This is a genomic window from Flavobacterium sp. ov086, assembly GCF_900187965.1.
Lineage (GTDB): Bacteria > Bacteroidota > Bacteroidia > Flavobacteriales > Flavobacteriaceae > Flavobacterium.
Window position 1 is genome coordinate 1 of the sequence record NZ_FZNL01000015.1, and the last position, 17,474, is coordinate 17,474.

A 17,474-nucleotide genomic window follows, 5' to 3' on the forward strand; every position below is an offset into this window, starting at 1 on the left:
TCACATATTCAAATTTTATGCCGTCAAGATATCGCTTGGCACCGCGTTTTTTTATTTTGGTTTCTAGTAAGACAGCCTCAGATCTTGATTCTAGTTTAATGAAATATATTATTTTCCACGGAATACCACCTTTTGTAGAAAGAGATGCCCCACTATTATGTCTTCTAAGTCTGTCATCAATATCATTTGTCTGACCAATATAAAATTTTGATTTTGTAGTGCTATAGAGAATATAAGTGTAATACATATTAGTGAGTTAAAAGCAAAAAAAAAAGTCTTCTCAAAAAATGAAAAGACTTTTGTCGGGGTGGCAGGATTCGAACCTGCGGCCTCCTGCTCCCAAAGCAGGCGCGATAACCGGGCTACGCTACACCCCGTAAGCGGATGCAAATATAGTAATAAATTTGGTTTGCAAAAGAAAAAAGTAAAAATAAATAAAACTTATTTCGAGATAGTTATTTAGGATTTGTTTTGGGTGCAAATTTTTATAATAAAGTTTACATTTGCATCACTAAAAACTATACATACTATGTCAGATACAATCGAAAAAATTAAATGCCTAATTATTGGTTCTGGTCCAGCGGGTTATACTGCTGCTATTTATGCTGCCAGAGCAAATATGAATCCCGTATTATATCAAGGAATGCAGCCTGGAGGTCAGTTGACTACAACAAATGAAGTAGAAAATTTCCCTGGTTATGTTGATGGTGTTACAGGTCCTGAAATGATGATCCAGTTACAAGAACAAGCAAAACGTTTTGGTGCTGATATTCGTGATGGTTGGGCTACTAAAGTTGATTTTTCAGGAGATATTCATAAAGTTTGGATTAACGATACAATCGAATTGCACTGCGAAACTGTTATTATTTCTACAGGAGCATCAGCAAAATATTTAGGATTACCATCAGAACAACATTATTTACAAATGGGAGGTGGAGTTTCTGCTTGTGCTGTTTGCGACGGATTTTTCTACCGTAATCAGGAAGTAGTGATTGTTGGAGCAGGAGATTCAGCTTGTGAAGAAGCACATTACTTATCTAAACTTTGTAAAAAAGTAACCATGTTGGTAAGAAGCGAAAAATTCAGAGCTTCTAAAATTATGGAAGAACGCGTTCGTAAAACCGGAAATATCGAGATTTTAATGAATCATGATACTGTTGAAGTTTTGGGTGACGAGAATGTAGTTCATGCTATCAAGGCAAAAAACAAAACTACAGGGGAAGTTTTTGATATTCCTGCAACTGGATTTTTCGTTGCAATTGGTCATAAACCAAACACAGATATTTTCAAAGATTACATTACACTAGACGAAACAGGTTACATCATAAATACTCCTGGAACTTCTAATACAAATGTACCAGGTGTTTTTGTAGCAGGTGATGCCGCAGATCATGTATATCGTCAGGCAATTACTGCTGCAGGTACAGGATGTATGGCTGCACTTGATGCTGAAAGATATTTGGCATCTAAAGAGTGAAAATTTTGTTTCAGGTTTATATCTAGAGTTTAAATAAAAGTTTTACCGCAAAGTTCGCTAAGGTTTAATTTTACATTACGCGTAGAAAACACAAAGTTCGCAAAGCTAGATCAACATAAAGCTTTGCGGACTTTGTGTTTTTATAAAACCACCGATATATAAAAACTTTGTTGCCTTTGTGGTAAAATTAGACTGTTTCAGGTTTTTCTTGTTTCAAGTTTCAAGTTATTCGAAATGTGAATGTGAAGTTTATAAAAAAGTCCCAATCATTTATTTGATTGGGACTTTTTATTTTTTATACGTTCCAACAACTTGAAACTTGAAACAAGAAAAACCTGAAACTTATTTAATCTTCTTAAGAAGTTTTGCTTCTTCAGAGAAACGAGTTAATTGAATCGCCGGATTTCCAAAAAGAGAAAGTTCCGCTTTATCTCCAATCGCTAATGAGATTGTTGTATCAGCCAAAATACTTCCAACAGAATAATTTTCGGCAGTAATATTTGCATCTTTTAAGGTGAATTTTGTTCCGGTAAATATTGAATTGTTATCTAAACGAATTGTTGCTTTTTCGGCAATTCCTTCAATAGTAGCATTTGCTTTTTGATATAAATCACATTTAAATTTTATTGCTGAAACTAATGATTTAACAGTAGCGTATTTACTCAATTGTAAACTTGCGTCTTCAGATTTTAAATTCAGTTCTGTTTTTGATTTGTCGTCTGCAATCAAATTGAATTTTTTTGAGTTTACGTTCAGAAATAATTTAGAAAAATCAACACTATTAAAAGTGATATCATCCAATTGAAGCTCCTGAATAGCATAAATTATAGCCTCATTTTTAGCAATTACATTTTTTAAAGAACTTGTATAAGTAACACGTATGCTAAGTTTTTTAAAGATTGTACTTTCTTTCGAAGTATATAAACGGAGTGTTCTGTCTCTTAAATCCATTCCAATGATATCATGCAGATTGTCATCGGCTTCAATTTTGATTTCATTTTTCTCTCCTTTTTCCAGGTAAACTTCCAGATTATCATCAACTTCAATACCATCAAATTCTCCTACTTCTTTCATTGAAGTAGTGACAATTTTAGAACCTTTTATTTTTTCTCTTTTTTGAGCAAAAGTTAATGTTGTAACAAGTAATAGTAAGACTAGGGCTGCGTGTTTTTTCATTAATTCTATAATTTGATTTTCACAAATATAAAAAAATCATCCACTGTTGATGAATGATTTCTTTTATATTTAACAGATATGTAAGGTTTAGCCTTGACTAATGCTTCCTCCTGAACTAGAAGTTTTTTCGATTGTTTTAGGAGCATTATTATAATTAATACTTCCTCCGCTAGATGCACCAGCTTTCAAACTCAAAATTGGGTGTACTTCCAGACTTCCACCGCTTGAAGCATCAGCCTCAATTTCATTTGCCATTAATTTTCCAGCATTTACACTAGATCCACTCGAAGCTTTTGCTACTGTTTTTAATGCTTTACCTTGAATAGTAATAGAACTTCCACTACTTGTTCTGCAGGAGATATTATCTGATTCTACATTTACATCCATCGTTGCGGCACTTGATGTTTCTAATTCTACATCTTGTCCCTGAATAATGTTTTTACTCATTACAGACGCGGCACTCGAAGCTTCTATTTTATTGATAACAGGCATTTTAACCGTTACCTTTTTTTGTGATATGTTGTGGAAAGAATTGAATTTACATCTGATTACCAAAGTTCCATTTTCAACCTTTGTTTCAATTTCTTTCTGCAAATTGTCATCGGCTTCTACTATAATTTCAGTCGAATCAGATTGCACAATAACTAAATCGATCGCATTGCTCACTCGGATATTCTTAAAATCTCCCTGAACAATTCTTTTTTCGGTTGTTACATTTCCGCTGCCTTCAATTGTATTCATGTTAAAATTACATGAGGCAAATAATAATGCAGTAATAGTGACAACAATTAATTTCGTAATATGAATGATTATTTTTATCATGGCTTAGTTAATTTTGATTATAACTCCGTTTTTATCAGTGGTTAATTTTCCTGATGTTTTTTTTCCGTTTAAAACTTCTTTTCCATTTATTTTAATAGATACTTCTTTTACAGTATCGTTATCAATTGTGTTTCCTTCATCGTCATAGTCCATATCATCATGGTCATTTTCGTCTACTGGACAATTCAAGCATTTAATTTTTGATCCTTCAACTTTATAATTATAGTTCCCACTAAAGTGTAAGTTGAAAAAATCGTTGTCAGAATCATCATAATCCTGAACAGAAGAATCTGGTTTAAACAATTGTCCTTCTGGTAAGTACAAATATACATCAACTTCCTGACCTCTAAATTTGTTTTTTACATCTGTCAAAAAATAATTATCAAGAAGTAAATGATTCCCTGTAATTTGATATTTGTAATTGATTTTTTCAGCTCTTTGTCTTGCATTTACAAATGAATTTCCTCTTGCGCTTTTCTCTATTTGCAAATAAGCAGTAGGATTGTCAGTGTGTAAAACATGTAAACGAACATCAGTAGAATAAATCAATTGATTGTTGGCCGAATCCTGAACGAATTCAAAATCACTATGTTGATTTAGGCTTTTAGCGTAGTAATCATTGTATCTGAATTTTACATAAAGAGTATCTGTTACACGAGCGCTGATATCTTTTTTCTCAATTGTTTTGTTGTCATATGAAAGTTCAGTCGCTTGTTTAATTCCAACACTAATTGCAATTGCAACAGCAATAATCCATACAGCTAATAAGGTGTATTTTGTTATGTTTCCAATTGATTTTAAGTTTGGAGACAACAATTTGAAACCTAAAAGAGTCAAAAAGAAAAACGGAATTCCAACTGCAAAGAACATTAATAAACCAAATGACCAGATTGGGTAATCAGTAAAGTTTCCGGCTTCGATAAAGTTTTGCCAAGGAAAATCAATAAAGATATTTGTTCCCAAAGTAAAAACTCCAATCAATAACGCAATCAAAACACTAATTCCAGAAATGATTAAAATTACTCCTAAAAATTTTGCGAAGATTTTAAAAACCGTCATTACAAAGTCTCCAAATGAACTACTTATTCTCTCAGCTCCCGACTTTACCTGGTTTCCCATTGCGTCATAATCTGCATTTTTGAATTTATCAGATAAGTTTTCAATTTCCTCACGAACTTTTTTCTCGATGTTCGAAATGGTAACCGGTTCTCCTGTCATTTCCAATTTTTCAGAGGTTGTAACCGCTTCCGGAGTTACAACCCAAAGAACGAAATAAGCTAAAATTCCAGTTCCAAAACCTGCAAAAACAAATATTAAGAAAATGATTTTTATCCAAACAGCGTCAATTCCAAAATAGTGTCCTAAACCAGTTGCAACACCACCAACCATGCCTTTTTCTTTGTCACGGTACAATTTTTTATGTTTTCTTGCACCATATTCATTAAAAGACTGATTTGGTTTTTCTTCGTCCTCAATAATGTAGTCCTCAGGTTGTCCCATAACCGTAATCACTTCGTCAACGTCTTTTAAGCCTACAACATGTTTTTCGCTTTTTTGTTTTTCTGTTAATAATTCAGAAACACGCATTTCGATATCTTTAATAATTTCATCCTGTCCGGACGAGTTGTTAAGTGATCGTTTTATAGCGTCAAAATAGCGTGTCAATTTTAAATATGCGTCTTCATCGATGTGAAAAAACATACCGCCTAAGTTAATATTTACTGTTTTGTTCATGACTTATTGATTTTGATTGGTGATTAGATTTACGGCGTCAGACAATTCTGTCCAGGTACCGCTAAGTTCGTTTAAAAATGTTTGTCCTATTTCGGTTAATCCATAATATTTTCTTGGTGGCCCGGAGGTCGATTCTTCCCAACGATAATTAAGCAAACCGTCGTTTTTCAGCCTAGTCAAAAGTGGGTAAACTGTTCCCTCTACAACTAGTAATTTAGCGTTTTTTAAAGTGTCTAATATTTCAGATGTATATGCGTCTTTTTCTTTTAATACTGATAAGATGCAAAACTCAAGAACACCTTTGCGCATCTGTGCTTTTGTGTTTTCAATGTTCATAATTTCATTTTGTTTTTTTTAGATTGAACAATTCGTTTTTTGATTGATGATGATTGATTGATGATTGATTTCGAAACTATTCTAATTGATTGTTTATAATGTCCCGACTATAACTTTTAATTTTTTTCAGATTACTTAATAAAAGGAATCGTTAGCGGATATTTATACAATTCTCCGTTTGAAGCTTTTATTGAAGCATAAATCACTAAAAAGAATTCAGCAAACTTTAATAATCCAAAAAGTAAAACTGCTGTCGCTCCAATACTTAATAATGCAATGTTTCCTTGAAAATCGATATTTCTAATAAAGAAATCGTCATCGTTAAAAACAGCTTCCATTGGAAGATTCTGAAGAATAACAGTGATAAAAATCGGAATTGCAATCAAAGCCAAAATCAATGTGTAAAGCAATAAGCTTAATTGAAAATTCAGCGTTTGTTTTCCGTGGTGATTAACAAATTCTGATTTGTCTTTGTAACTCGTCCAGATCAATATTGGGAAAATATAATTTCCAAATGGAATGAAATACTGAGTTAAAGTACTTAAGTGTGTGAACGTTGCAGTGTTCTTTTCTGATGATGTTTCCATGATGAGTGGTGTTGTTGTTTCCATGATTAAAAGCATATAGTAATTTCTTATACAAATATATAGCTAAAAGACAGTATCTTGTTTTGCATAGTACTAATTATTAACAAAATTTTAACAAATCTGAAATTTTAGAACGACTTATAATGAGCTGGAAATAATTGGTAAGTCTTGATTTTATTGGTGAATTAGGAAAGTAATTGGAATTTATTGTGCGTGCATAGTTTTTTTGTATTTTTACATAAAAAAATAAATACCATGGCAATATCAGTTTCTAAACTTAACAAATTTGTATTATTCAAATTACCATCAGCATACATTTGTGGTGTACGTGTAAAGGCAATCGACCAGGATAGATGCGTGGTAAGTGTAAAACACAGATGGATTAATCAGAACCCCTTTAATTCAATGTACTTTGCTGTTCAGGCTATGGCCGCCGAATTAACTACAGGAGCTTTAGTGATTTCTCAAATTCAGCAAAGCGGAAAAAAAATCTCAATGCTGGTTGCTAATAATAAAGGGAACTTTACTAAAAAAGCCACCGGAAGAATAACATTCGTTTGTAATGATGGCCATTTAATTGCCGAAGCAATTCAAAGAACAATCGCAACAGGCGAGGGGCAAACTTTCTGGATGAAATCTATTGGAACAAATGAAGAAGGAGTTCAGGTTTCTGAAATGGATTTCGAATGGAGTGTAAAATTGAAATAGGTTTAAAAGTTTTTTGCCACGAATTTCACGAATTGACACTAATTTTAAATACGTAATTCAATTTGCACAAATTAATTCGTGTGAATTTGTGAAATTCGTGGCGAAAAAAAAATCCCATAAAAAAGGGCTCGAATATATTCGAGCCCTTTTTGTTGAAATACGTTTCTGTTATTTTTTAACGCAACATGCTTTTTTGTCTTTTTTATCTGTTGAAGTTTTCTTGCAGCAAGACTCCTTTTTAGTAGTCTCTTTTTTAGGAGCTGGTTTAGTGTCTTGTGCTTGTGCACCAATTGTAAATAAAGCGATAGCTAAAACGGTAAATAATTTTTTCATTTTTGTTTAATTTAATTGTTAAGTATTTTTCTTTTTTTGATTGAAGATGTTCTTCAAATATAATACGCTTTGGCTTTAGAAATTGTCAACGATAAGTTAATGCGTATCAAAATAATATTAAATTTTATTTCTAATAATTCAGATTTACCCCAAAACCAATTCCCATATCACTATCATAATGAGTTGTAATCCCAAAGTTTCTGCCAGCGATATATTTTAGACCCGCCATATATTCTTTATCTGTATTCCACATTAAGTTCATTCGCAAACGTCTCGAAAGCGGAATGTCTTTTCGTTCAAATTGAATTCTCACATTTCCATCGGTGTAAACCTCAACTTGCGCTTTTACTAGCATTGGCAAAGTATACTCCATACCGGCACTAAAAACCGAACGATTGTCTTTGGTATTCTTTTGTCCAAACATATTTTGTTCCTGTTCGTCCATTCCCATTCTTCTGTAACGCCAGTCAAAACCAATAAAAGGCATAAACCACTGCATTTTACCTATATATCTACCAATATGGGTTTCGGTTTCATAACCATGTTCGTTATTATAACCCAATCTCCATTCGGTTCCAATGCTCCAGCGCGTGTTGCTGAACATTGCTTCACCGTCGTTTCCGTTTGAGGCAAAATCATTCTCAGCCATAAAATGAAACATACGATCGTCCATTTTTAGCATTTTATACGCCATTTTTGGATCGTGAATCAACGGATTTGGTGCTGAATTTTCATAACTAAAAATACGTCCCATTCCCGCCATCATGTGATATAAAATGTGGCAGTGAAAAAACCAGTCGCCATCGGCATTAGCCTGAAATTCGATTGTATCGGTTTCCATTGGCATAATATCAATCACATTTTTTAACGGAGAATATTCGCCATGTTCATTCAAAATTCTGAAATCGTGTCCGTGTAAATGCATTGGATGACGCATCATTGATCCGTTGTACAAGGTAATCCGAACGGTTTCACCTTTTTTAATTAAGATTTTATCCGTTTCAGAAATCACTTTATTGTCCAGACTCCAAACGTAACGGTTCATGTTTCCTGATAATTCAAAACGTAATTCTTTTACCGGCGCATCTTTTGGAAGCGTTGTTTTGGTTGGAGATTTTAGCATTCCGTAATTCAAAGTCGTAATCTCGGCAGTTTCTGTTGTATCGCTTGACATTTTCATATCCTCCATTTTCATGCTTTCCATATTATGCATAGAATGATCTTCGGTTTTTGCAGATTCATCTTCTCCGGAAATTTCAGGATACATAACGGTATTCATGTCCATTTTGTTCAAAGACATTTTCATGCCCATATCGTTCATTTCTCCGTTCATTTTCATCATGTCGTTCATCATTTTCATGCCTTCAAAATATTTCAATTTCGGAAGATGTTTGACAGGCTGTTTAGTTCCATCACCTAAAAACAAAGAAGCAGATCCGGTTCTGTCTTCGGCTGTAGCCAAAAAAGCAAAAGATTTATTGTCTTCAGGAATTGTAACGACAACATCATACGTTTCAGAAACCGCAATAATTAATCGATCGACTTCTACAGGTTCAACATCGTTTCCGTCGCTGGCAACAACCGTTATTTTTCCACCGCCATAAGTAAGCCAGAAATAACTGGAAGCACCACCATTTGCAATTCGCAATCTGACTTTATCACCAGGTTTAAATTGCGAAAGTTGATCTTCATTTTTTCCGTTAATTAAAAACTTCTCATAATAAACATCACTCACATCCATCGCATTCATGCGTTTCCATTCGTTGGTGACTTTTGTTGAAAACTGACCTTTCTTGATTGCTTCGGCATAACTTTGAGTTGTTCCTTTTTTTATAGCAAACCAATCGTTGGCATTGTGTAACATTCGCTGAACATTTTCCGGTTTCAAATCTGTCCATTCACTTAAAATGACAGGAATTGTTGGTAAATCATCGATTCCTTTTCTAAAAGTAGTATCGTCTTTCTTCTTATTGATAATGAAAAGTCCATACAAACCAATTTGTTCCTGCAAACCAGAATGACTGTGATACCAATAGGTTCCGTTTTGAATAATTGGGAAAGTATATTTATGAGTTGTTCCCGGTTTAATAGGCATTTGAGTTAAATACGGAACTCCGTCTTCTTTATTCGGAAGAAATAATCCGTGCCAATGCAATGCTGTATCTTCATTTTTTAAATCATTGTGAACGTAAATCTCCGCAATATCACCTTCAGTAAAAGTTAATGTTGGCATCGGAATTTGTCCGTTGACTGCGATAGCGCGTTTTTCTTTTCCGGAAAAATTCACAATTGTGTCCCGAACATGTAAATCGTAACGAACTACTTTTTGAGCTTGCGCACTCAAGGCAATCAAAAAGACAAGTATAATAGTATGTAGTTTCATATTGATTTTTTAAAGGTTTAGATTTCGCAATCTCAAAGCATTTACAATTACCGAAACCGAACTCAAACTCATGGCAAGAGCTGCTAACATCGGCGAAAGCAAAATCCCAAATACTGGATATAAAATTCCAGCTGCAATTGGAACTCCCAAAACATTATAGATAAAGGCAAAAAATAGATTCTGTTTGATGTTTTTCATCACGGAATGACTTAGTTTTTTCGCCTTTACGATTCCGTTTAAGTCGCCTTTTACAAGTGTTATTTTGGCACTTTCAATGGCAACATCAGTTCCGGTTCCCATTGCGATTCCAATATTCGCTTGCGCTAAAGCGGGAGCATCATTGATTCCGTCGCCCGCCATTGCTACAATTTTGCCTTCGGCTTGCAAACGTTTAATTTCTTTTAGTTTATCTTCAGGCAAACAATCTGCTTTAAACGAACTTAGTTGTAACTGATCTGCAACCGCTTTTGCAGTATTGCCATTGTCTCCCGTCATCATAATGACCTCAACGCCCTGATCAATTAAATCTTTGATTGCTTTTGCACTGCTTGCTTTTATGGCATCTGTAATCGTTACATAGCCTAAAACAATTTTATCAACGGCGATATAAGAAACTGTTTTACCCAGATTTTGCTCGGCAATAATTTTATTTTCAATATCCTCAGAAATTGAAGCACCAACCTGAAGCATTAGTTTTTTGTTTCCTAAAGCTACTTTTGAATTATTTACAGTTCCAATAACTCCTTTTCCGGCAACGGCTTCAAAATCCGGAACGTCAAGTATAGTTTGGTTTTTAGCCTTAGCAAAATTAACTACGGCTTGCGCCAAAGGATGCTCGCTGTGTTGATTTAGCGAAGCAATATTTTGCAATAAAACATCTTCGTTATTATTAACTGAGTAGATTTTTTCGACAGATGGTTTTCCTTCTGTAATAGTTCCGGTTTTGTCTGTGATTAAAACATCGATTTTATTCATGTTTTCGAGCGCTTCGGCATTTTTTATCAGGATTCCTGCTTGCGCTCCTTTGCCGACACCAACCATAACCGACATTGGAGTTGCTAATCCTAAAGCACAAGGACATGCAATAATTAAAACTGCAATCGCATTAATTAATCCGTAAATGTAAGCAGGTTCAGGACCAAATTTCGCCCATAAAATAAATGTCAATATTGAAATTGCGACAACTGTTGGAACAAAATATTTTGCCACACGATCTGCCAATTTCTGGATTGGAGCTCGTGAACGGCTTGCATCATTTACCATTTGTATAATTTGCGAAAGCAAAGTTTCTGAGCCTACTTTTTCGGCAATCATCACAAAAGATTTGGTTCCGTTTATAGTTCCGGCAATTACGGTATCACCCACTTTTTTATCCACCGGAATTGGTTCTCCGGTAATCATCGCTTCATCGATACTGCTTTCGCCAGTAGTAATTTTTCCGTCAACCGGAATTTTTTCTCCAGGTTTTACACGTAATAAATCTCCTTTTTTAATATTATGAATCGAAATTACTTTGTCATTTCCGTTTTCTACCAAAGTTGCTTCGGTTGGAGCCAATTTCAATAATTCTTTTATGGCTCCGTTTGTTTGCCCGTGTGCTCTGGCTTCTAATAATTGTCCTAATAAAACTAAAGTTATAATAACCGTTGCGGCTTCAAAATAAAGATGAATGGTTCCGTGATGTGATTTGAATTCAGAAGGAAAAACATCAGGAAAAAACATTCCGGCAATACTGAATAAAAAGGCAACACCAGTTCCAATACCGATAAGCGTAAACATATTCAGATTCCAAGTGATAATCGATTTATAGGCACGAACAAAGAACATCCATCCTGCATAAAATAATACGGGAATTGAAAATAGGAACTGAACCCAATTCCAGTTTTCAATGGACATTATCTTAAAAAGAGGATTATCAGGAATCATTTCTGACATTGAAATAATAAAAATTGGAAGCGTAAACAAAATCGCAATCTTCATTTTCTTTAATAAGTCAGTATATGTTTTGTTTTCTTCGTTTTCAGAAGCCTGCATTGGTACCAAATCCATTCCGCAAATTGGGCAATCGCCAGGTTCGTTCGAAACGATTTCGGGATGCATTGGGCAAGTAAATTGTGTTCCAATAGCAACTTGAGGAACTAAATCCATTCCGCAAACCGGACAATCTCCGGGTTTGTCATAAGTTTTATCACCTTCGCAATGCATCGGACAATAATAAACTCCCGTTGCATTATGATTGTGATTATGAGTTACAGTTGCTTTTTTTGTATGCTCATGACCAGCATGATTGTCTTTATTGTGACTTGAACAACAAGATTTGACCGCTGGTTCTGTAGCGCTTTTAGAGGAAGTCATCTCAATAGTATACTTTCCGGCTTCGGTTAAGACTTCCTGAAATTTTTCAGTCGGGACATGTTTTTCCATTGTTATAGTTGCCAATGGAGGATTTAAAGTTACTTCAGCCTGAATTCCTTCTACTGAGTTTAAAGTTTTCTCCACTTTTTTACGGCAGCCATCGCAGGACATTCCTGAAATTACATATTGATGAGTCATTGTTTCTAGTATTTAAAGTATTACAATGCAAATTTCCGAAGTAAGGTTTACAACGGTTTGTATAATTTTGAGAATGATTTGTAATATTTATAAAAAAGATAAATTAACCGCAAAGGGCGCAAAGTTTTTTGTCTTTACTAGATTTTATAAAAACGCAAAGTTCGCAAAGCTTTTTGTTCTTTGCGTAAATCTTCGCACTTTGTAGTTAAAGAAATATTTACAAATTCTCAATTTTGATTCATATAAATTTAACTATATTTTAGTTCAGAATTGCATTGTAGGAAAATAGTTTAGGTTTTGTACCTTGAATAAAAAATATAATTATGATAACTATAACCATAGATGAGGAAACGGAAGCAGGTAAAACATTCCTTGAAATTGCAAAGATGTTAGCACTTAAATATAAAGGGATTAAAATAGATGAAGAGAACTCTTACAATCGGGAATTTGTTAAGAAGATTGAGGAAAGTTATGATGATTATAAAAGCGGGAAATCTAAAAGTATAACGGTTGATACTAAATGATGTATGGGGAAGTTTAGGGTTGAAAGAATGATGGAAGTTATAGCTGTTGTCTTGATTTCAGAAATGAGACATTATTCAGATAGATTAAAAACGTGCTAGATTAGCACGTTTTTTTATTGTATAAACTTGATTAATCGTAAAGATGGCAAGACGTTTACGCAGAGCTATTTAGCTAAAGCTTTGCGAACTTTGCGTTTTCATAAAATCTAGTAAAGACAAAAAACTTTGCGCCCTTTGCGGTTAAAAAAACAATTACAAATTCTCAATCTGAATACGTTTTTTATCCTTCAATTGTTTAAAGTAAGTAGGAGTAAAGCCGGTGATTTTCTTAAATTGATTGCTCAAATGCGCTACATTACTATAGTTTAGAATATCGGCAATCTCGCTTAATGAAAGTTCATTGTAGATTAATAACTCTTTTACTTTTTCTATTTTCTGACTGATAAAATATTTTTCGATAGTAGTGTTTTCAACTTCCGAGAATAGATTACTTAGTGTGCTATAATCCTGATTGAGGTTTTCGACTAAATAATCGGATAAGTTGACTTTAAGATCGTTGTTTCTGTGATGAACTAAATCGACGATCAGATTTTTTATTTTCTCGATGGTTTTACTTTTTTTATCATCAATAAAGTCAAAACCTAAGGCTTGCAGATTTTTAAGTAAAACTTCTTTTTGGCTTTCGGTAATTGGATCTTGCAGTTCGACTTCGCCTAATTCAACAGAAATAGTATGAAGTCCGAGTTTTTCAAACTCAGACTTCACAACCATTTTACAGCGACCACACACCATGTTTTTGATGTAGAGTGTCATATTTATTTGATGGTTTCTACCACATTTCCACAAGTTAGCATCGAAGAACCATAATAAGGATTCTTAACTGCTTTTTCTTTGCTTAACCAATCAGCATCTGCCATTGGGCAATATTGTTTGTAAACAACCTCAGTAGATTTAGAAACTTTAATTAGATCGTAAGTGTTTTTTGAAAGTGATTTGAAAGTTTCACGTTGCTTTTTAAGATCTGTTGTTGCAGAAATACTTTTGGCATCAGCAGTTATTTTTTTAACGACTTTCATCCATGCAGTATGTTCGTTGCTTTTTAGTTTATCCATTTTTACCGCAGTAATTGCAGTCAGTAAATCCTGGGCTTTCGCCGAAGTTAATTTGGCATCACTTTTAATTAAGGCATCTTTTACAGTAAAGTAAGCATCATAAACAGCTTGTAACTGATTTGAATCTGCGTCTTCAATTGTAGTTGTTTCTGTTTTAATTGTAGTTGCCTGAATACTATTTGCATTGAAAACTAATGCGATTATTGCGATTATAGTTGCTATTGATTTTTTCATTTTATGTGATTTTAAGAGAGAATGTAAATTCTTCTCTAAGTTAAATAATTTTAATTTTTCTTTGCGAGCTTAGCGTAAATCTCTGCGAACTTTGCGGTTAAACAAAACCCAATTATGGCTATCAGAAATACAATTATTTTATTTTAGGTGGTAACCAAATAGAAGTAAAACCATCAGAAATACTAGCGGTTTTATGGTGTAAAGTTGTTTTCTCGGTAGAGAAATTGAATAGATTATTGTCGAATTCAAATTCATTTGTCGCAATCAAACTAAAGACTAACCCTGAAGGTGTGCAACCCGAATGATCGCATTTTCCGTTACAGCCATGTTGGTCTTTTTTAGAATTATGATTGTCTTTACAACAATCTTTTTGACAAGAATCAGCAGTTTCTTTTTTAGAAGCTGTTTTCGTTTCACAAGAAGTTTTTTCAGAAGTTTTTCCGCAAGCATAACCACTATTGGACATCAAAAAGAAGCCAAGAGTTATAAAAAGAAATAATATGCGGAACTTTTTTGCCAATGAAATTGTTTTAGAAATACAAATTTAGATATTTTTTTTTAGAGCGTCTACATATTTAAGATTTCAAATTTTAAGTTTTCTTAAAATCTGTAGGTTTCATGTTTTTTCGCTTTTTAAAATAATTTGACAAATGGCTTTCATCGGTAAAACCAAATTCATACGCAATTTGCTTAATCGGTAATTGGTTGTTATGGATTCTTTTTTCGATTAAAGTTGTTCTTAAATTATGAATATAATCACGATAACTAATAGTGAATGTTCTTTTGAAGTAAGCACTAAAATAAGTTTCCGCAATATTAAAATGACTCGCAATCACTTTGATCTGAACTAATTTCGGGTTGTATATATTCTGATGTATATAAGATGTGATTTGTTCGTTATCAATAGAATTTCCTTTAACGATAAGATTCTGACTGCGCATAGTTTCTTTGATTAATCCAAAAATTGAAAGAATCTGGTAAAATACAATAGGCGAGGTCGAAACATCTGTTTTGCAATTATAAGCGGCAATGTTTTCGATCGTATTTTTTAATATGGTTTTGCAAGGATCGTCTAATTTTAGAACCGTTTCTTTGAGCGTTTTATCACGCATGAAACTTTCCGGAGTATGAATTAAAAATTCATCGCAAGTAAGATTTTGTTTTGAGTTAAAATAGTTGTCGGTAAACTTTATATAAAAGAAACGCGTACTTTTTTTAATATCAAAATAATGCTCGTCTTCAGGCGAAATCACAAAAAGATCTCCGGATTTATAAGGTAATAGGTTGTTATTCAGGTGATGAACTCCGCTTCCTTTTTTGATGTAAATAATTTCATAATAAGTATGCGTGTGTGGCGGAAGGTGAAATTTTTCATCTTCAAACTCATCAATAACCAATGTCTTGAATTGATTTAATATTGGCATAACATAAATTTACAAGTTTATATCGCAAATGTACAACTTATTTTGCGTTTAACAGCGTTAACTTTGCATCATAGAAATTCTATTCCTTTCTTGTAAAAATAAAATGAAAAAAAGTCTTATTGCACTCTCATTAGGAGGATTAACTATCGGAATTACCGAGTTTGTTATGATGGGTTTGTTGCCAGATATTGCCTCAGATATGAAAGTTTCGATTCCGGTTGCCGGATATTTAATTTCGGCTTACGCTCTTGGCGTTGTTATAGGAGCTCCTTTATTAGTAATCTTAGGAAGAAATTTAGCTCCAAAGAAAATGCTTTTAATACTAGCTTTGATGTTAACGGTTTTTAATGCGCTTTCTATTATTGCACCTACGTACAATTTTTTATTCGCATCGAGATTCCTTTCCGGATTGCCGCATGGCGCCTTCTTTGGTGTTGGAGCTGTAGTTGCAAGCCGTTTGGCAGACAAAGGTAAGGAAGCTCAGGCAATTGCAATTATGTTTTCAGGTTTAACGCTGGCGAATTTAATAGGTGTTCCAATTGGTACTTATATAGGGCACAATTTTGTTTGGCGTTATACTTTTATATTAATTGCCGCTGTTGGTTTGCTTACATTTTTGTTTATTTCTTTATGGATGCCAAATCTGGAGAAAAGCGGGAATGTAAATATGAAAACACAATTACTGTTTTTTAAGAAAACAGAAGCTTGGTTAATTATCGGAATTACTGCGATTGGGTTTGCAGGATTGTTTGCCTGGATTAGTTATATCGCACCTTTGTTAATCAATGTTTCTAAGTTTGCTGCCGAAGATGTTTCATACATTTTAATTTTGGCCGGACTAGGAATGGTTGTTGGAAATTTTGCAGGCGGTAAACTTGCTGATAAATTCTCTCCGGCACCAACTGTATTGGCCTTATTGTTTGTAATGTCGATTGATTTAATCTTAGTTTATTTATTCTCTTATAATCAATACATTTCTTTATTCCTGACTTTTTTAACGGGAGCTATTTCTTTTTCAGTTATTGCACCTATTCAAATGTTAATGATTAAAACAGCAAAAGGCGCTGAGATGATTGCTTCGGCAGCGCTTCAGGGAAGTTTTAATATTGGGAATGCTTTAGGAGCTTTTTTAGGCGGATTACCTTTGGCGGCTGGTTACAGTTATACTTCTCCAAACCTTATAGGTGTTGGAATGGCGATTACCGGTATGATTATTACTGTTGCTTTAATGCAGAAACACAAAAGTAATTTGCAGTTGCAGAATGCTTAAAAAATAATTATGAATAACTGTTTTCCAATATTCAGAATATAAAAAAAATCTGATGAAATATTGTAAACAATATTTTGTTCCATCGGAACATTTCATCGGTAGAAAAAAATGTTCACGATTCGATATCATCCTGTAGGGATGTTTGGTAAATTGTATGCATTGTATTGGACACGAAATAAACGTTCCTATGGAACGTAAAAAAAGCGCATTATTGTTGAGGTTACCGATGAGATGTTCCGATGGAACAAAACGTTGTTTATAATATTTTCATAAGATTGGTGTTACCAATGAAATGTTCCGATGGAACAAAAAAAATGTAGATATATACAAAAGCCCTTAAATCTAATTAGGTTTAAGGGCTTTTTTGTGTTTATAAGTAATTAGACTAAAACCTTTTTTAGTTTGAAATTATCTCTTCTCAAATTTGAATAGTTAAGGCGGCTATTCAATTTCTTCTTAAAAATAATACCTGATTTTTTTGATTCGGATGATTAATTTATTCCTACTAATAATTTTGCAATATTTAATTGTGTAATCGATTATTTTTTCTGAATAACCGAAACAAATTTAAATTCTACAATAATATTTTTAATATTTATTAGTGACATAAATTACACATGTAATAGAAAAAAACGCTTTTATTTTTGATATATAATTTTATTTATGAAATTTTTAGGAAAATTAATTTTTTATATAAAAAAAATATTTATGTTTGTGTAATCGATTACAATATTCTAATTGCTTAAAATGTGATAATCTTAAAATGTCATTTGGAGAATGAAAGAGGTAGATTGTTCCTGC

General features: G+C 33.3%; 17 protein-coding genes and 1 tRNA gene. 4 read left to right on the forward strand and 14 right to left on the reverse strand.

Going from position 1 to position 17,474, the window contains the following annotated elements; genetic code table 11:
• On the reverse strand, positions 1-247 hold a 247-nt coding region (locus tag CHB81_RS15985; RefSeq protein ID WP_141130411.1), incomplete at its 3' end, for a GIY-YIG nuclease family protein.
• Between the two features lie 55 nt (positions 248-302).
• A tRNA-Pro gene (locus CHB81_RS15990) sits at positions 303-377 on the reverse strand.
• Positions 378-529: 152 nt separating this feature from the next.
• Between CHB81_RS15990 and trxB the strand changes: the two genes are divergently transcribed.
• Complete coding sequence (trxB, locus tag CHB81_RS15995; RefSeq protein ID WP_089352866.1) at positions 530-1,477, forward strand: thioredoxin-disulfide reductase; 948 nt, start codon at positions 530-532, stop codon at positions 1,475-1,477.
• 342 nt (positions 1,478-1,819) lie between these two features.
• Here the strand turns inward: trxB and CHB81_RS16000 are convergent, their stop codons facing one another.
• The 5 genes from CHB81_RS16000 to CHB81_RS16020 all read right to left on the reverse strand — a co-directional run bounded on the left by CHB81_RS16000 (position 1,820) and on the right by CHB81_RS16020 (position 6,156).
• A complete protein-coding gene (locus CHB81_RS16000) occupies positions 1,820-2,653 on the reverse strand; it encodes a DUF2807 domain-containing protein (protein ID WP_089352867.1) in 834 nt (277 codons plus the stop codon).
• Between the two features lie 87 nt (positions 2,654-2,740).
• Positions 2,741-3,475: a head GIN domain-containing protein gene (locus CHB81_RS16005; RefSeq protein WP_089352868.1), complete on the reverse strand. Its 735-nt coding sequence runs from the start codon at positions 3,473-3,475 to the stop codon at positions 2,741-2,743.
• Between the two features lie 3 nt (positions 3,476-3,478).
• Entirely contained in the window at positions 3,479-5,209 is a 1,731-nt protein-coding gene (locus CHB81_RS16010; protein ID WP_089352869.1) for a PspC domain-containing protein, read from the reverse strand.
• Positions 5,210-5,212: 3 nt separating this feature from the next.
• On the reverse strand, positions 5,213-5,545 hold the full coding sequence (locus CHB81_RS16015) for a PadR family transcriptional regulator (RefSeq protein WP_008464689.1): 333 nt from the start codon (positions 5,543-5,545) through the stop codon (positions 5,213-5,215).
• Between the two features lie 131 nt (positions 5,546-5,676).
• Positions 5,677-6,156: a DUF4870 domain-containing protein gene (locus CHB81_RS16020; protein WP_089352870.1), complete on the reverse strand. Its 480-nt coding sequence runs from the start codon at positions 6,154-6,156 to the stop codon at positions 5,677-5,679.
• A gap of 231 nt (positions 6,157-6,387) precedes the next feature.
• Between CHB81_RS16020 and CHB81_RS16025 the strand changes: the two genes are divergently transcribed.
• Positions 6,388-6,840 carry a DUF4442 domain-containing protein gene (locus tag CHB81_RS16025; protein WP_089352871.1) on the forward strand — a complete coding sequence of 151 codons (453 nt, stop codon included), beginning with the start codon at positions 6,388-6,390 and terminating at the stop codon, positions 6,838-6,840.
• 168 nt (positions 6,841-7,008) lie between these two features.
• On the opposite strand, the gene CHB81_RS26910 is transcribed toward CHB81_RS16025, so the two are convergent.
• From CHB81_RS26910 to CHB81_RS16040, 3 genes are all read right to left on the reverse strand, one after another.
• Positions 7,009-7,173, reverse strand: a complete 165-nt coding sequence (locus CHB81_RS26910) for a hypothetical protein (protein ID WP_176427537.1) — start codon at positions 7,171-7,173, stop codon at positions 7,009-7,011.
• Between the two features lie 130 nt (positions 7,174-7,303).
• A complete protein-coding gene (locus tag CHB81_RS16035; RefSeq protein ID WP_089352873.1) occupies positions 7,304-9,556 on the reverse strand; it encodes a multicopper oxidase family protein in 2,253 nt (750 codons plus the stop codon).
• A 9-nt stretch (positions 9,557-9,565) separates the two neighbouring features.
• The gene (locus CHB81_RS16040) at positions 9,566-12,109 is read right to left on the reverse strand and encodes a heavy metal translocating P-type ATPase (RefSeq protein ID WP_089352874.1); all 2,544 of its coding nucleotides are present in this window, start codon (positions 12,107-12,109) and stop codon (positions 9,566-9,568) included.
• A 323-nt stretch (positions 12,110-12,432) separates the two neighbouring features.
• Between CHB81_RS16040 and CHB81_RS16045 the strand changes: the two genes are divergently transcribed.
• The gene (locus CHB81_RS16045) at positions 12,433-12,633 is read left to right on the forward strand and encodes a DUF2683 family protein (RefSeq protein WP_089352875.1); all 201 of its coding nucleotides are present in this window, start codon (positions 12,433-12,435) and stop codon (positions 12,631-12,633) included.
• Between the two features lie 252 nt (positions 12,634-12,885).
• On the opposite strand, the gene CHB81_RS16050 is transcribed toward CHB81_RS16045, so the two are convergent.
• From CHB81_RS16050 to CHB81_RS16065, 4 genes are all read right to left on the reverse strand, one after another.
• Positions 12,886-13,446: an AraC family transcriptional regulator gene (locus CHB81_RS16050; RefSeq protein WP_089352876.1), complete on the reverse strand. Its 561-nt coding sequence runs from the start codon at positions 13,444-13,446 to the stop codon at positions 12,886-12,888.
• A gap of 2 nt (positions 13,447-13,448) precedes the next feature.
• A complete protein-coding gene (locus tag CHB81_RS16055; RefSeq protein ID WP_089352877.1) occupies positions 13,449-13,979 on the reverse strand; it encodes a DUF3347 domain-containing protein in 531 nt (176 codons plus the stop codon).
• Between the two features lie 133 nt (positions 13,980-14,112).
• Positions 14,113-14,499 (reverse strand): hypothetical protein, encoded by a 387-nt coding sequence (locus CHB81_RS16060; protein WP_254921135.1) that lies wholly within the window; start codon positions 14,497-14,499, stop codon positions 14,113-14,115.
• Positions 14,500-14,569: 70 nt separating this feature from the next.
• A complete protein-coding gene (locus CHB81_RS16065; RefSeq protein WP_089352878.1) occupies positions 14,570-15,403 on the reverse strand; it encodes an AraC family transcriptional regulator in 834 nt (277 codons plus the stop codon).
• 103 nt (positions 15,404-15,506) lie between these two features.
• Here CHB81_RS16065 and CHB81_RS16070 point away from each other — a divergent pair, with 103 nt between their 5' ends.
• A complete protein-coding gene (locus CHB81_RS16070; RefSeq protein ID WP_089352879.1) occupies positions 15,507-16,673 on the forward strand; it encodes an MFS transporter in 1,167 nt (388 codons plus the stop codon).
• Positions 16,674-17,474: the final 801 nt, after the last annotated feature.

Coding starts and splice junctions, on each gene's coding strand:
- CHB81_RS16005 (WP_089352868.1), bottom strand. CDS start 3,475: ATGATAAAAATAATCATTCATATTACGAAATTAATTGTTGTCACTATT.
- CHB81_RS16070 (WP_089352879.1), top strand. CDS start 15,507: ATGAAAAAAAGTCTTATTGCACTCTCATTAGGAGGATTAACTATCGGA.
- CHB81_RS16015 (WP_008464689.1), bottom strand. CDS start 5,545: ATGAACATTGAAAACACAAAAGCACAGATGCGCAAAGGTGTTCTTGAG.
- CHB81_RS16025 (WP_089352871.1), top strand. CDS start 6,388: ATGGCAATATCAGTTTCTAAACTTAACAAATTTGTATTATTCAAATTA.
- CHB81_RS16020 (WP_089352870.1), bottom strand. CDS start 6,156: ATGGAAACAACAACACCACTCATCATGGAAACATCATCAGAAAAGAAC.
- CHB81_RS16050 (WP_089352876.1), bottom strand. CDS start 13,446: ATGACACTCTACATCAAAAACATGGTGTGTGGTCGCTGTAAAATGGTT.
- CHB81_RS16000 (WP_089352867.1), bottom strand. CDS start 2,653: ATGAAAAAACACGCAGCCCTAGTCTTACTATTACTTGTTACAACATTA.
- CHB81_RS26910 (WP_176427537.1), bottom strand. CDS start 7,173: ATGAAAAAATTATTTACCGTTTTAGCTATCGCTTTATTTACAATTGGT.
- CHB81_RS16045 (WP_089352875.1), top strand. CDS start 12,433: ATGATAACTATAACCATAGATGAGGAAACGGAAGCAGGTAAAACATTC.
- CHB81_RS16065 (WP_089352878.1), bottom strand. CDS start 15,403: ATGCCAATATTAAATCAATTCAAGACATTGGTTATTGATGAGTTTGAA.
- trxB (WP_089352866.1), top strand. CDS start 530: ATGTCAGATACAATCGAAAAAATTAAATGCCTAATTATTGGTTCTGGT.
- CHB81_RS16035 (WP_089352873.1), bottom strand. CDS start 9,556: ATGAAACTACATACTATTATACTTGTCTTTTTGATTGCCTTGAGTGCG.
- CHB81_RS16010 (WP_089352869.1), bottom strand. CDS start 5,209: ATGAACAAAACAGTAAATATTAACTTAGGCGGTATGTTTTTTCACATC.
- CHB81_RS16055 (WP_089352877.1), bottom strand. CDS start 13,979: ATGAAAAAATCAATAGCAACTATAATCGCAATAATCGCATTAGTTTTC.
- CHB81_RS16040 (WP_089352874.1), bottom strand. CDS start 12,109: ATGACTCATCAATATGTAATTTCAGGAATGTCCTGCGATGGCTGCCGT.